11 protein-coding genes are annotated in these 13,611 nt (G+C 63.1%); 2 read left to right on the top strand and 9 right to left on the bottom strand.

All coding sequences use genetic code 11. The annotated features are described in order from the left end of the window. Positions 1-103 precede the first annotated feature (103 nt). From AC1RQK_RS13655 to AC1RQK_RS13635, 5 genes are all read right to left on the bottom strand, one after another. Positions 104-2,425 carry an AAA family ATPase gene (locus AC1RQK_RS13655; protein WP_492809347.1) on the bottom strand — a complete coding sequence of 774 codons (2,322 nt, stop codon included), beginning with the start codon at positions 2,423-2,425 and terminating at the stop codon, positions 104-106. After that, positions 2,413-2,940 (bottom strand): hypothetical protein, encoded by a 528-nt coding sequence (locus tag AC1RQK_RS13650; RefSeq protein WP_492809346.1) that lies wholly within the window; start codon positions 2,938-2,940, stop codon positions 2,413-2,415. Before AC1RQK_RS13650 ends, AC1RQK_RS13655 begins: the two co-directional genes overlap by 13 nt. 161 nt (positions 2,941-3,101) lie before the next feature. Continuing rightward, positions 3,102-4,472: a metallophosphoesterase family protein gene (locus AC1RQK_RS13645; protein WP_492809345.1), complete on the bottom strand. Its 1,371-nt coding sequence runs from the start codon at positions 4,470-4,472 to the stop codon at positions 3,102-3,104. Positions 4,473-4,566: 94 nt separating this feature from the next. Further along, complete coding sequence (locus AC1RQK_RS13640) at positions 4,567-5,847, bottom strand: recombination directionality factor (protein WP_492809344.1); 1,281 nt, start codon at positions 5,845-5,847, stop codon at positions 4,567-4,569. Next, positions 5,799-6,119 carry a DUF7696 family protein gene (locus AC1RQK_RS13635; protein WP_492809521.1) on the bottom strand — a complete coding sequence of 107 codons (321 nt, stop codon included), beginning with the start codon at positions 6,117-6,119 and terminating at the stop codon, positions 5,799-5,801. The genes AC1RQK_RS13640 and AC1RQK_RS13635 overlap by 49 nt, the downstream gene beginning before the upstream one ends. Positions 6,120-6,751: 632 nt before the next feature. Here AC1RQK_RS13635 and AC1RQK_RS13630 point away from each other — a divergent pair. Both AC1RQK_RS13630 and AC1RQK_RS13625 read left to right on the top strand, forming a co-directional pair. Continuing rightward, a complete protein-coding gene (locus tag AC1RQK_RS13630) occupies positions 6,752-7,339 on the top strand; it encodes a hypothetical protein (protein WP_492809343.1) in 588 nt (195 codons plus the stop codon). A gap of 621 nt (positions 7,340-7,960) precedes the next feature. After that, on the top strand, positions 7,961-8,350 hold the full coding sequence (locus AC1RQK_RS13625; protein ID WP_492809342.1) for a bactofilin family protein: 390 nt from the start codon (positions 7,961-7,963) through the stop codon (positions 8,348-8,350). A 232-nt stretch (positions 8,351-8,582) separates the two neighbouring features. On the opposite strand, the gene AC1RQK_RS13620 is transcribed toward AC1RQK_RS13625, so the two are convergent. The 4 genes from AC1RQK_RS13620 to AC1RQK_RS13605 all read right to left on the bottom strand — a co-directional run bounded on the left by AC1RQK_RS13620 (position 8,583) and on the right by AC1RQK_RS13605 (position 13,606). Further along, positions 8,583-9,755 (bottom strand): vWA domain-containing protein, encoded by a 1,173-nt coding sequence (locus tag AC1RQK_RS13620; protein WP_492809341.1) that lies wholly within the window; start codon positions 9,753-9,755, stop codon positions 8,583-8,585. Between the two features lie 7 nt (positions 9,756-9,762). Next, the gene (locus AC1RQK_RS13615; RefSeq protein ID WP_492809340.1) at positions 9,763-10,689 is read right to left on the bottom strand and encodes a hypothetical protein; all 927 of its coding nucleotides are present in this window, start codon (positions 10,687-10,689) and stop codon (positions 9,763-9,765) included. A gap of 91 nt (positions 10,690-10,780) precedes the next feature. Next, positions 10,781-11,809, bottom strand: coding sequence for an ATP-binding protein (locus AC1RQK_RS13610; protein ID WP_492809339.1), 1,029 nt, complete (start codon positions 11,807-11,809; stop codon positions 10,781-10,783). Between the two features lie 252 nt (positions 11,810-12,061). Beyond that, positions 12,062-13,606 (bottom strand): hypothetical protein, encoded by a 1,545-nt coding sequence (locus AC1RQK_RS13605; protein ID WP_492809338.1) that lies wholly within the window; start codon positions 13,604-13,606, stop codon positions 12,062-12,064. Between the last annotated feature and the right edge of the window lie 5 nt (positions 13,607-13,611).

Here is a 13,611-nt window from a genome sequence, read left to right as displayed (position 1 = left end):
CAGGGCAATGAAAAACACAAGAAGAAGGATCGGGAATTTCATGGGAAGAAGGAGAGGACAGCGCAGCCCCGATGGGGCATGCCCCATCGGGTTAAACAATCGCTTAGGCCGCAAGGGCCGCCACGTCGATGACTGCATCGGCCTCGTCGACCGAGTTGGGGGTGTGCGAGATAAAGAACTCACGCTCATACCCACCCTGGCGAAGCACTTCGCGCTTCATCTGCATAAAGGCGCGCTTACGATCCGGGTCCAACGGCCCGTCTGCCTCGTCGGTAAAAAGGGTCTGGAAGGCCTGCCCCGTGTCTCGCGCTCGGTAGAGCGCGATGCCGCGGGTCAGGCACTCGTTGATCCAGATCTTTTGACCGCCAGACATGACCGTGAAGCTCTTCGATTCGCCGCTATCGCCATCCTGCACAGCGATCTCGAACCCCTCGCGCTTCTCGCCATTGGCTAGCGCTGTCTGTGTCTGGATCGCGATGGTGAATCGCGGTCCGTAACAAGCCAGCAACAGGTCATTCACGGTCCGTGTCAGCTCGGGACCCGCGTCATCGATGGATAGCGCGATGACGCCATCATTGCCGAGGGCTTTCGCCAACAGCTTCCATACGGAAATGCGATCGGACAGCGCTTGCGCCCTGCCCTGCGCCGCCGGCAGACCTGCCAACTCCGCCTCAAGCCGCTCCACTTCCGCCGCCAGCGTACTTTGCTGGCGGATGAGCGCCTCGATACGGGCGTCCAGGGCCGCAACAGTCTCCCGGCTGGCAGTCACCTGGCGATCCAACTGGGCCATCTTGCCGGTCACGTCTTCCGTGGCCAGCGTCGCCAACTCCCGCTGCACGGCAGTGGACTGCGATTCCGCGTCGGCCAGATCCCGGGCATGCCGGGTCTGGCGCGCCGCTTCCTCTTCAGCCAGCGTCGCAGACTCACGTGTGGCCTGGGCCGAGCCCTCCCGGGCGGCCTCCAGCAATGGCAGTTTGGCGGCCAGCGCCGTCAGGCGCTGCAGCTCTCGCTCCTGTTGCACCAGGCCGGCCTGCAGCGTGGTGTGGGCAGCACGGGCGCTAGCCAGGGTGGCCAACGCAAGATCCATTGGCTTCTTAACCTCCAGCTTGGTGCGGTAGCTGCCCCGAAGGTCAGTGACCAGCACCACCTGACGGTCCAGCTTCGCTTTCGCGTCGCGGGCCTGGCCCAGCAATGGGCAAGCTGCATGCATGGGATGGTCCGCACACGGTACGGTCTCAATGACATCAGCTTGCCCCTTGAGGCCCTTCGCCAGCTGCGCCTCGGTGGCGCCGCGGGCTTCCAGGCCAGCCAACTCAGTGGTAAGGGATGCATGCGCCAGTCGCACGGCTTCCAGCTCCGTGACCGACTTGTGCAGTTTCGCGAGTTCGGCCTGACTGCGGCCGATCTCCATCTGCACGGCATCGCGCTGCGCTACCGCCGCAGTGATCGCATCGCCATCGGCAAGCGTCGCCTTGCGGGCGCCGAGTTGGCTCTCCAGCTCGCGCCGGCGCAGGGCTGCGCGACTGCCGGCAGCCTTGTCATCGGCCACCAGCTGGCGGCTACGCGACGTCAGTTCGCTTTGGCGCTGAGTCAACTCCCGCAGGCGGGCTTCCACAGCGGCGCCGGCGGACTGCTTGGCCGCCAGCGTGGCCCGCTCCTGCAGCAACTTGGCGCCGTTGGCAGTCTCGCTCTCCCGCGCTTCCCGCTCAGCACCCAGCCGTTCGCTGATCTGCCGAATCTCGCCGGCCAGCACGGAACCGCGATCGCGCTTGCCCATGAGGGCAACCACATCGCCATGCAGCGCATCGAGATTGCGGCCGAGCAGCTTGGCCACCTCGCCGGCTTTCGCCGACAGCTCCCGAAGGTGCTCGATGCCCAGCAACTCGGCCAGCAGCTTCTTGATCTCGCCAGTCTGGTAGCTGGCCAGCGGACGCCGGTTCTGCGCAGAAAACACGCTCGTGAAGAACGCTTCGGGCGAACCCATGACCCCTTCCAGACAACGGTTGTAGGTATCGGCCTTCCCATCGGAGACAGTCCCGTCCGGCAAGCGGAGCGGCACATCGTTGCCTGCAGCGTCGCGCTCGAACAGGTAGTACTCAGCCTTGCGCGTCTTGCCGGAATTGCGGAAAGAGAATGCAGACCGGTAAGTCTTGCCTCCGTGTTCCCAGACCAGTTCCTTCTCAGCGCGCGGGGCGCAGAGATGGTCCCAGTAGGAAAACGCATCCGCAGACATCTTGGCGGCATGGCTAGGCATGATCGGGTACGGATGGAGGTTGTCCATCAGCGTCGTCTTGCCGGCCCCGTTCGGGCCCACCAACGCGATCAAGCCGGTTGGCAAGTCACTGAGGTCCAGGGTAACGCTTTCGCGGCGCATGCCGTCACGCACCCCATGGAATCCCGAGAGGGTCAACTTCAGCGGGCGCATGACAGCTCCTCATCGGTCTGCATGTAGGACATGTAGTTGCCAGGCAATTCCAGCAACCCGGACTCATCCACGGGCATTTCCGGAAACAGAACGGACAGCGGGGGCGTTTCCGCTTCCGGCAGCCCCTGCAATGCACGCTCAACCGAACGTACCGCAGCGGCGTACTGCTTGCCGGCCAGGTTGGCTACTTCCGGCCACGTGCGGCAGCCGGTCAGGATCTTCAGCTCGCGCTCGCTCCACTGGCTTGTCAGCCCGTTGGACAGGGACCAGAGCAGCTGCTGCAGCGCCAGTGACGGTGCCACAGAGAACCAGCCGTGGCCACCCTCAGTATGCAATGCCATGAGCAGGATGTGGTCCCGCTGCGCAATCACGGCACCCCGTCCCGCGCCGAAAGGCTGGAACAGCGTGCTGCGTGTGAAGCCGTGGCCGTTTGTGACACGCGCGGCCATTTCCGACGCGGCCATGGCTGCGTCAAACGTATGGGTCCATTCCGGGCCGGCAGGATAGAGAATCATGATGCACTCCAAATGGGACGGAGTGCGCCCCGGACGGGAAGCACCCGTCAGGGTCAAGGGAAGAAGATGGATACAGCGGGTCGATGCGTCAAAGACGCGGGGAAAACCTGGTTTCGATAACCCCCATGGGGCTATCGGAACATGGCTCGCATGCTCAAGAGTTAGGCCGTCTCGCCAGCAAACAGATCATCGGTTAGCCAATCCAGCGCTGGCGCGGTAGCAGGCGTAGGTGCTGGCGCTAGCGCGGCGGGAGGAGGCAATGCGCTCACCACAGGCACAACAGCGTCAACCAGTTCGGCAAGCTCGAGATCGACAATGGCCTGTGCGTCCAGGCTCTCCAGCACAGGCAGATACTCCACCAGACGGAAGGTATCGACCGCGGCGAGCTCGCCCCAGCGTTCCACCTTCTCGGCCAGCGTCGCGGCCCGGCTGATGCCCTCGGCACGGCTTCGCACCGCCGGCAAGACCCGGCCTTCCAGCTTCAGCTCGGCGGCTGCACCAAACAGCGCGCAGATTGCGTCACGATCCACCAGTTGGCGGTGCTCTTCATCGATCGTCCATCGGATGCGGAAGAACTTGTCGTTGGCAGTTGCAGCCGCCAAGGCAAGCTGATCCATATCGGGGGGACCGTTGAAGTCGATGCAGACGGTTTCCCGAGCTGGCGTCACGACCGGCGTGGCCACCGCGTTGCCTGGTGCCACCGACCATTGGAGGTAGGACTTCTCGCCTTCCTCTCCGTAGTGAAAGCGTCCGATCGATCCCGGATACGCGACGACTCGCCCGTCCCGCTCCCATTGCTGGCAGCGGTGGATGTGGCCAAGCATGAAGGCATCGCACTGCGCAGCGAACAGCGCCCCGATCGTGAACTCGTGATCGAAGCCCGCCATTGGCACGCCGTGCTCAGTGAGACAGCCATTCACCGTGCCATGGGACACACCGACCGTCCGGATGCCGAAACCACGCAGCTGTTGATTCACGGCGCCGGCGGCAACCAAGAACGTAGACAGATGGTCCCCCAGCGCCGTAGCGGCCGCAGCAACACCGACCACCGACGCCAGCACGGCCTTGTTGACCGTCGGCACACAGGTAAAGACCACGTCCGGCAGCCCGCTGGCCACGAGCCGGTCCAGTTCGGGCCGGGTGAACAGGGCGCCCTCTGACGGAATGAAAAGGCCCGCTCGCAGCGCCACCTGGTGGATGCGATCCGCAACGTAGACCGGATACCGCGCCCCGATGAGGCGAAACAGGTCTAGCGTGCCGGCTGGCTCATGGCTGAACGTGCCCTGCAACATCAGGAGTGGCATGTTCGCCGAGAGTTGGTGAATGCGGCGGGCTAACGCACCCAGTGCGGGCGTGTGCGCATCCAGGCGGTGGTCGGTCGAATCTCCCGACACCACCCCCACGACACACTCCGCTGCGATGGCGTCCTCAACGGCAAAGCCGAAACAACATTCCGCCTCGGCCAAGTGGCCGGGCGAGTAGTGCAGATCAGAAAAATGCGCCATGCGCAGGCGCGCGCCTTCGTGTTGCATGAGAGACCTCCAGGAATGGGAAGTGGCGCCGCGCGGGCACCAAAAGAAAATGGCCACCCCAACGGGGTGACCATGAGAGGAACAGCAACATCCATCAGGCGGTGGCACGCGCCTCACTGGCTGCGGCATGCACACGTGCGCGGAACGATGCCGGATCGGACAACGACGCCTGCATCTCGTCGATCAGGCTGCTCAGATCGTTGGGGCGCTTGAACCATCCCTTGCCGTAGTGAACGTGAGCGTAGACCCTGAGGCCTTGGCGATCGTCTTCGCTCGCAAGACCCAAGCGGGCAATCAAATCCTCCAACTGATGCGCCTTGTCGTCGGGATCCCCTTCGGCCAGACCAAGCTGGCCTACCTGGGCCGAGGTGCGATCTCCTCCCGCATCGTCAGCCTGGGAAGCCGCCGCGGCCGGCGCCTCCAGTGCGCCGACAGCTTGGCTAGCGGCCTCGATGGCCTGAGGCACCTGATCGCCGCCGTCCAGGAGAGCACCGAGGTCGATCTCCGCATCCAGCATAGTGAGCATCTGGCTTTGCCGGACAGGGCGACCGTTCTCGTCGATGCGACTAATCTCGGCCTCCAGCTTGCTCAGCCAGAATTGCACGCCAACCAGCCGGCCACCTCGCGCGAGCGAAACGGTCTGCATGGCGGCAAAAGCCTTTTGGAGAACGTATATGGAGTTGGTAGGCAGCTCGATCAAACCAAGCCCGCGAATTCCCGGGATGGCGAAGAACATCGATGCGGACATATTGCATGATCGAGCCTGATACTGCGGGCATTGCGCCGGGTCGCAGATGCCGTCCGGGATATCGTCATCCTGACGCAGGATGATCGTCCTGCCACCAAAATTGCGCTTGACGCGGCTGGCACGGGGGTCTTTCTCCGGCGGCGCATAGGTCTTGCAGTAGCGCCGTCCGTCGGGTCCGTATTCGGAGAAGAACTGGCGACCGCTGGCTCCCCACGCGGCGAGCTGGTTGGGCATATTGCTCAGCCAGTCGTCGAAGGCGAATAGCACTGGGAAGCGCCAGAGTTTCAGGCCATCCCCGCGATCCTCGCCGTGCCGCGCCAGGATCTCGTCGGCGATGGCCGGATTGGTGAAGTCGGAACGCCGGCACGTGAACCAGCCGACATTCTTGGGGGCCATTGAGTTCCGGATGCCCGTCGCGCGCTCTAATTCTTTCTCGATCGTCTCGAAGGATTTTCCCTGGACGAGCAGCGAATCGTGGAGCTTGACCGCGCGTTCACTCTCACGGGCCTTCTTCGTCAGGACTTTGATGCCTGGGCGAATCTTGCCGATGATGGGCGGCCGCGCGGGCCGCTCCTCGATCAGGCTTCGGACTGCCCCGAACTCGCTGTAGGTGATGGGTGCATGCATGGATTGGTACTCCTTCGCTCAAGGTGCTGAACGACGGCGGCGCGGATCGACGCAGCATGCTCCCGAAGGCGCAGGGCTATGTCGGCCCCGCGCTGGGTCGTTACGTTGGAAAGGAACGCCGCGCGAGCGGGTTCGGGAAGTCCGGCGACAAATGCCGCCTCACAAAGGGTGCGCCAGGCTTGCGGCTGGTCCGTGTACTGGGACCGCCGGGGAGCCAGCGTTGCCGCGATTGCGGCAGGAATCTTGAAATCAACTTCGGAATTGATCGTCATCATGGGCTCCCGTTCGAAGGTGTCTCACAAACAAAAAAAGCTCGCTCCGACATGCGGAAGCGAGCTTGCTTGCGAGAAACCTGCAGCCACGCCCCTTCCGGGGGCGTGGCTTACAGGGAGCAGACGCGCGGATGCGCGCAGCTCGATGCGAGGACGTGAAGCCGTCCTCGTGCAGCAGGGTCACGCTGCACAAATACCCATTTCGGACATAGTCCACCGCAGGTTCACGGATCAGTCAACGACGGCCGTTCTGCCTAGGAGGGGCCTGGAGAGAGACGCCACATGGTCCCAGGCTCGAACGGTGCCCGCTGTGCACACCGAAGTGGCACGCTGCGAGGCGCGTTTTACAAGCTGACATGGGAAGTGCTCGGCGAAAACACGATTCAGAAAGTGATTCCACACCAGTAGCCAACTGGTTGGAGCATGCGCAAGGCACGACTTGGTACAAAGGGATGGACTCGCTAGGGAGTCGGAGGTCGATGCGTCGGTGACGCGAGGTGTAATTTAATTCTGTCACAACTATCGCAAATGCGAAAAGTAGAAAGCTCGCGAATATCACATCGCTTTCTCCGAACACTGCGAATCCCACGGCCCGACAATGGCAGGCGAGAGAGATACGCCGAGACATGAATATGGAAGCCGAACCGGAAGACATCGCCACCGATGCCATCATCAGAATAACGCAGGCAGCAGGCCAGCAACCCGATTCTGGGTTGAAGCCGATCAAGCGATTGATCAGCGAGGATCGCCTGTCCCGCATTGTGCCGGAGACCCAGACAACCATGCAGTTGTCGTTCTCCACCACGTTCGTGCGGGACTTCGTTCGGGCGGACTATTCCTTCTGCTCCGCAAAATTCAGCGTCTCCCGTGGCGGCAAGGTGAAAGCGATCGACGAGGCGTTCAGGCACGCCGAGGCTTGGTTCGAAAGCGCGCACCGATGGGCGGACCGGCTTGAGAAGCGGACCATACCGCTCCAGTACCACAAGAGGGAGCTGCTTCTCACCCACGCGCTCTCAGGGCGCCTGCTGCGATTGCTTCGTCATTACGACACCCTCTCCAGCAAGCTGACGTTTGCCTTGATGGTCAACTCCGTAGACGGGCTAGCCCGCGACAACGCGCTGGGCGCGGCCGGGCACCACATCGCGGCCATTCACGCCCTCTGCATGCCCGATAACGACCAGTTCCAACCCGACGGCATGCGTCGCGGCGTTGATCAGTAACTGCCTCCCCCTTCTTCCCATTCTGGACACGACGCTATGGACCTCCGGGACATTCAACGCCTTCACGAACACTACAACCAGCCGGCACTCACCATCGAGATGCCAACCACCCCCGATGGCCCGCCCACCTTCCTTGGGCTTCCCGGACCTGCGGCTGCCCCCGATGCGGCGCCTCCCGGAAAGTTCGCGCTGAGCCAGGGCATGAAGCGACTTGCCGCCGGCGTTGTCTTTCTTGCCGCAGCGGCGGCGGTCGGCATGCTCACCGCATCGATCCTTGGCCGCGGCGGACGGACGCCCGAGGCCAGTGTGCCAATCGTGGCGCCTCAACCTGACGTCCCACCGGCAGTGGCTGCATCGCAGGCAGACACGATCCATTGGCCTGCTCAGCCCGCAAGTCAGGCTGCACCGGCAGCGCAGCCGGAGCCTCAGGCGTCCGCGCCGCAGGCCCAACGAAGCGAGGCAGTACAAGCGCGCCAACAAGTGGCGCCCCAACAAGCCCAGGCGTCTCGCCCCTCCGCCCAACCCGCGCCGTCGCGGATCTCTCAGGCAGTCGCTGAGAAGCCGACGGCCAACCCGAAGCCTCGTGAGGCGTCGGAAATCAAGTTGTTTTAAGGACCGCACATGAAGCAAGCGATGACAATCAGTGTCCTGCAACAAGGACTGAGCATTCATGGCCATATGGCGCTCGATCATGGCCTGACATGCCTTGGCCTGGTGGACGGCGGCATTACGGCCAGCAACGGCCTGCTGCACATTGGACCGGGGGGAATGGTCCGCGGCGCCGTCGAGGGCTACCATGTCGTGATCGACGGCACCGTCGAAGGCGACGTGACTGCGGCGGCCTCGCTGGTGGTCAACGGCCGCGTGCGAGGGGACATCTCCTATGCCGGCACGATTCGACTAGGCCACCATGCTGTGCTCGAGGGCAAGGTGTCTCGCGTCGTCGCGTTGGCCGCGCCGGCCGACATCAAGATCGTTGAGCCCGCCGAGGCGCCAGCGGCGGAGAGCTAGCCGTTAATCATGATTCACACTATTCCCCGATAACGCGGAAGCAAACTGATAGCTTTCAACTGAAAAAGCCTGGCACATTGGCCTGGCTTTTCTCTTTCTACTTCCATATCGTCACGTTGGCCATGAGCCGGGAGTGTATCGAGACTAATGGTGGGATGTGCAGGCTTTCGCATGGAAGCCTCCGAAAGAGAAAAACCCCGGCCTAGGCCGGGGTGCCTAGGCCGGGGTCAATTCAGACGATGACGTCAACTGTTTCGCCAAATGGCGGCGGTTTCGTCTTATGCAGTGGAATGGTCGACGCCCAAAGGGTCGGGTAGGCAGGCGGACAGGCTGGGAATTCGCCGTCCAGGTCGGTCAGGTAAACAAGGAACGCCGGATCGACGCCCTCCTTCTCCAACCACGCGAACGGCGCCCGGAAGCTGGTACCGCCGCCGCCCTTCACTTGGCCGAGATCGAGCGCGTCACCACGCTCGAACACCTGGACCTGATTGATCCGTGCGTCGCAGTCGATGACGAAGAGTCGCGCAGGCTGCAGCTGGTGGAAAACCGCTTCGATTTCCGCAGCAAACTGCCGTTGCGTCTCACCGAACACCGAGCCGCTGGTGTCACGCACGAACACCGCATCGCCAACAGCCTGGGTGTGCAGAGAGGGCAAGTACAGCCCGAGGTGCGTGTACCGGGAATTGGGACGTGACCAGGTGTAGTCCGTCTTGCTGGCCTCGTTGACGAAGCGGTGCAAGACCGCCCGCCAGTCCACAGAGGGCCGGCCGGCAGCCTGCACCATCGCCTCCAGATCCCCGCCCATGGCACCCCTCATGCGGGCAGCTTGCGCCGCCTGCAGCATGGCTACCTTCCATTGGCCCTCGACATTGCCGTTGGCATCAACAGGCCGGTCCCGCACCTCCCCGGGCTCGAACTCGGAGGCCGGGTCAGTACCGGGCGCCGCCGGCGCCTGAGCACCGCCCGTCCCCCGGCTGCCCGCATCCGGCTGGGCTTGCAGCTGCGATTCGGAATCCTCCTCGCGCAACTGGGCATAGATCTCCTCGGCGGACTTGCCAAGGAAGCGGCCATCGACCAATGCGCCGGGAGGCAGCTGGAACCCCGCCCCCAACACCAATGGGTTGATGGCGTAGTGGCAAGCACGATTCCATCGATCAGGATAGCGGCCGCCGCGGCGCCAGTTGTGACCGTGGGCCGGGTGCATGACGCTACGAGCCAACTCGCCCCGCAGTTGCAGATCCGTCAGGGCTGCGACATAGGGCGGGTTCAGCCCAAGGGACACGCCGTCGGTCCACGTGGACTTGCAGGTCGGATCCTCAACGATGAGCAGCCGTCTGGCCAGAACGCCGAAGAACGGCTCCGACAGGATCATCGCCACGCGCTGGTTCTTGATGCGATCGAGCATGATCACCTCACGCCGACAGCAGCCGGACCATAGCCGACGGCGCCGCTTGTGCCGGCGCCGGCATCGAGAAACTCGGCATGCCGCCCATGAAGGCCGACATCTGCGCTTCGATCTCCATTGCTTTCTGCGCGACCTGCTGACGCAACTCCGGCGATTCCTTCAACTCCGCGCCCGAATGAACAGCGAGGTGGGTTTTGGCGTCGGCCAGGATGGTGGTCAAGGTTGGATCAGCCGTGAAGTTCAGCTGAGGCAGCAGATCGCAGAGCTCGCGCACCTTGTCTGCCACGTCCAGCCGCACGCTCGTGCCCTGGTAGAGGCGGTTGGCCAGGTGCTGGACGGCTTCGAACAGCCGGCCGACCAGGTCGTCATTCGCCGTCTTCACCCCGCTGAGCACCCGATCGTCCATTTCGCCCTTCAGTCCCACCAGCACGTCGTGCGGCAGGTTGATGTCGAACTGGTCCGCATCGGGAAACGGCAGGACCGACATGCGCATGCCGAACTTCTTGCACAATTCGGCGACGGTCGGATAGTCGGCCTCGTCAAAGAGATCGTTCAGTGCGGATTTCGCCTCCTCCATAAAAAGGGGATAGTCGGCGAGGAACCTTTCGGTCGCTGTGCTGAACTCGTCCTGGTACTGGCGCATGCGATCGGCGACGTCCATATAGACGGCCGTCGGCATGAGACGCACACCGAGCTGGTCATAGTCGAGGGTCCGGGCGTCGAACAGCGCGCGAGCGCGGTTGCCAATGGCGCACACGTCCTTGTACGACATGGCACCGTCGGTCAGCAGACGCTTGTTGAAGCGGCCGATGTCCTTGGCCTCGTGCTTGTTTTCGACCTCGGCCGTGGCCTTGGTGTCGAACCGGCGTGCCCGCCAGACGGATACGTTAAGTGTGGCCAGCATGACGCGCGAGCCAATATCTTTGATGTTCATGGTGGTTCCTGGAAATGGGATGGATACGGCGGAAACGAAAACGGCGAGCCAGGTGGCTCGCCGTTCAGGGGATGGATGAAGCAGGAAGGGGTTAGGCGTTGCCCATGATCAGGCGACCGAACTCGGTGCCCTGGGCCTTGATCCAGGCAGGGGTTGCGCAAATCTCCGAGTTGCGACGGACGGCGTCGCTACACAGCATCACCGCATATTCGCTATAGCCTGCGGCCATCATGCGATGCGCGTACACCATCACGCGGTCAAAGTTGTTGGGATGTGACGCCTGGCCCAACGCGGTTGAAATTGCACAAAGCGCCGAGAGGTTGGTCGGAATCGGCGCAACATCCGGCGCGGTCAAAATGCCGTCAATCGAAGGCAGGTGTTGATAGATCTGCCGAAACGCAATGAACTCGGCCGCGGCCGCCTCGCCAACGGCGCCGGCGATCGCTTCCAGTTCCAGTCCTTTCGGCACCACCGGCAGTTGCCGGGCCACACTACCCCAGCCGCGCGGCGACGGAAGATTCTCTAGCTCCTTCGTCTTCTGGTCGGTGAACAGAAGGGCCGGCCTGAAACGCAGGAAGGCGATCAGATCGGGGGCAACGTCGTTGGACACTGCCCATTCCGTCCACGCCTGAATGCAAGGCTCCAGCTCCACGATCGTCGCAAAGCGAGACTTCAGCGGATCGAGGATATTGGACACCCCAGCGTTGTCGACGCGACGGTTGGTCGCGGCGACAAACGTGACGTACTCGGGCAGCTTGTGCTCACCGATCTGGCGAGCGAGCAACAGCTGCATCTTCGCAGCCTGAACGGACGGCGAGGCCTGGCCCAGATCGTCGATGAACCAGACGAGTGGGCGCTCCGCCGTCATCGCCTTCGCCAGATCCCCAAACGGCAGGAAGCGGGCACCGGAGCCGTCCGAATTCGGAAAGGGCAAGCCCTTTGAATCGGTTGGATCTTCAACAACGGGGTGGGAAATGAGAAGGTCGTGGCCAGCGGCTTTCGCAGCTTGCTCCACGATATCGCTCTTGCCGATGCCAGGGGCGCCGGTGATGAGCACGGGAAGACGCGCCGGTACATAGGCGGCCAGCAGGGAACGCAGTTGGGAAGGATTGATTTTCATTTGGGGGATCCAAAAAGAAAGATCCCGCATGAACGCCACCCTGCAGGGATGGAATCCCTGCGGGAGCGAGAAAGAAAGCCAGCGGAGCCAGCTGAGGTCGATGCGTCGAAGACGCGGGTAAAGCGCAGTTGGGATTGGCTCGGGCCAATACGAACGCCGCTCAACGAAAGGCAAGATTACGACGAATAGCGCGCCAGCGCCAGTAGAAGACGCCGCCCTCCCGCGAAGGGAGGGCGACATAGGCTTAGGACTTCACGCCGCCACGGCAGCGCCTACAGCGCTGCCAGCAAGCCTCGCTTGCGCATAGGCCAGCGTTCCGTCCTTGGCTCTCAGAGGTCGTCCCGCCTGACGTCCGGGATCCTGGATGTAGTAGCGACGCGCGCTGCCCGTTGGCACGTGACAGATCTTCGAGAACCCCTCTGCAATGCAGCGGTCGACGTACTCGCGTCCGTTGAGCACGGCGCCGGTCTCAAGGCGGTAGTTCGTTGCCTCAGCCCGCTTGCCAGCCTCCTCCAGATCGCGAAGGCTCATGGCATTGGCACGGTCGGTCGCGGCCTGCGCGTCCCACTGCTGCTGCTCGGACTCCGAGAAACCACAGAGGTCGAAAATGCGCCGCCGGCGAGTGGCCGCAGTCACGCCCGTGAGGCTCACACCAAGCACTTCCCGGATGGCCCGCTTGGTCGCCGTATTGCTGTCCGCTGGTGTATCCAGCATATCCAGCAAAGCGGCGACGTTGCGCTCCAGAACGGCCAGCGCGACGCGATTGCCCCATTCATAGGATGCGCGCCCCCTCTCCTGATCAGCGAGTCTCAATTGGTGCTCCACCTCGCGTTGCGACATCAGGCCCCGCGCACGCTCCTGGCTCACCCGATCCACCGTTCTCCGATGGATTTGGTCTGCCACCACGTCACGAATTCGGGCCGCCAACGGCGAGGCAGGCGGATCGAGCGCGACAGGTGGGCGCACGGCGGCGGTGCGCGGCGGCAACACGCCACCGGCAAACAACGCGTCGTCCACCTGAACAAACGTGCAGTCCGCCGGTAGCGGCTTCATGAGGTTGATCAGGCGGCGCGCGTTGTCCGCCGCGATAGGCAGATGCTCATGACGCATTGCAGCGCACAGCCACTGCAGCGGGTTGGGCGCGAGCGCTCCCCGCAGCGCCGGGACATCGATCAGCACGCGCATCCATTGCAGATCGTGGCGCCCAATGTCCCCATTGGCACGGTAGGCATTCAGTACACTGTCCCTGACCGTCTCGCCGCGCTGCAAGGCATAGGCGACATGCACTTCGTGCCGCGAGTTGGTGCCGGATCCGGGCGCGTACTCGGGCCCGTTGGTCCCGTAGCCGAACCGTTGGCGGAAGAACTGTTCAACGTGGGCTTGGGGGTCAATGAATGCGGCGCCTGGGTCGGCAAACAGCGTGCCTTGATCGAAGCACTCGGGTGCAAGGGCTTCCTCCGGGAAGTAGCCCAACCGCCCTGCGGCCGTCACTGCATCCCATGCCTCGCGGCTCATCTCGAACGGGCGCAACGGCTTGCCGTCAGGACGGACAATCACCCGGTCAACCTCATTGAGGATGGTGTCCAGGATCTCGCGGATCGTGCCTTTCGGGCGAACAGCGAAAGTCCCGTTGGGCAGGCGAACAAGCGGAATGTCACCGCGGGCTATGTGGCGAACGCTCACTGCGTCCACCGATGTGCGCCGACGGAGATCGTCGTTGCAGTTGAAGAAGGCCAAGACGCCGGCCAGGGTGGTGCAGGATTCGGTACGACCCGAATCGAAGTGGATCACATACATGGGGT

It is taken from the genome of Cupriavidus sp. GW822-FHT02D05, assembly GCF_058802485.1.
This window is presented reverse-complemented; position numbering and strand designations above follow the sequence as displayed.

What these genes read in the sequence shown, in the direction of transcription:
- AC1RQK_RS13655 (WP_492809347.1), bottom strand. Translation starts at nt 2,425, where the DNA reads ATGCGCCCGCTGAAGTTGACCCTCTCGGGATTCCATGGGGTGCGTGAC.
- AC1RQK_RS13650 (WP_492809346.1), bottom strand. Translation starts at nt 2,940, where the DNA reads ATGATTCTCTATCCTGCCGGCCCGGAATGGACCCATACGTTTGACGCA.
- AC1RQK_RS13645 (WP_492809345.1), bottom strand. Translation starts at nt 4,472, where the DNA reads ATGCAACACGAAGGCGCGCGCCTGCGCATGGCGCATTTTTCTGATCTG.
- AC1RQK_RS13640 (WP_492809344.1), bottom strand. Translation starts at nt 5,847, where the DNA reads ATGCATGCACCCATCACCTACAGCGAGTTCGGGGCAGTCCGAAGCCTG.
- AC1RQK_RS13635 (WP_492809521.1), bottom strand. Translation starts at nt 6,119, where the DNA reads ATGACGATCAATTCCGAAGTTGATTTCAAGATTCCTGCCGCAATCGCG.
- AC1RQK_RS13630 (WP_492809343.1), top strand. Translation starts at nt 6,752, where the DNA reads ATGGAAGCCGAACCGGAAGACATCGCCACCGATGCCATCATCAGAATA.
- AC1RQK_RS13625 (WP_492809342.1), top strand. Translation starts at nt 7,961, where the DNA reads ATGAAGCAAGCGATGACAATCAGTGTCCTGCAACAAGGACTGAGCATT.
- AC1RQK_RS13620 (WP_492809341.1), bottom strand. Translation starts at nt 9,755, where the DNA reads ATGCTCGATCGCATCAAGAACCAGCGCGTGGCGATGATCCTGTCGGAG.
- AC1RQK_RS13615 (WP_492809340.1), bottom strand. Translation starts at nt 10,689, where the DNA reads ATGAACATCAAAGATATTGGCTCGCGCGTCATGCTGGCCACACTTAAC.
- AC1RQK_RS13610 (WP_492809339.1), bottom strand. Translation starts at nt 11,809, where the DNA reads ATGAAAATCAATCCTTCCCAACTGCGTTCCCTGCTGGCCGCCTATGTA.
- AC1RQK_RS13605 (WP_492809338.1), bottom strand. Translation starts at nt 13,606, where the DNA reads ATGTATGTGATCCACTTCGATTCGGGTCGTACCGAATCCTGCACCACC.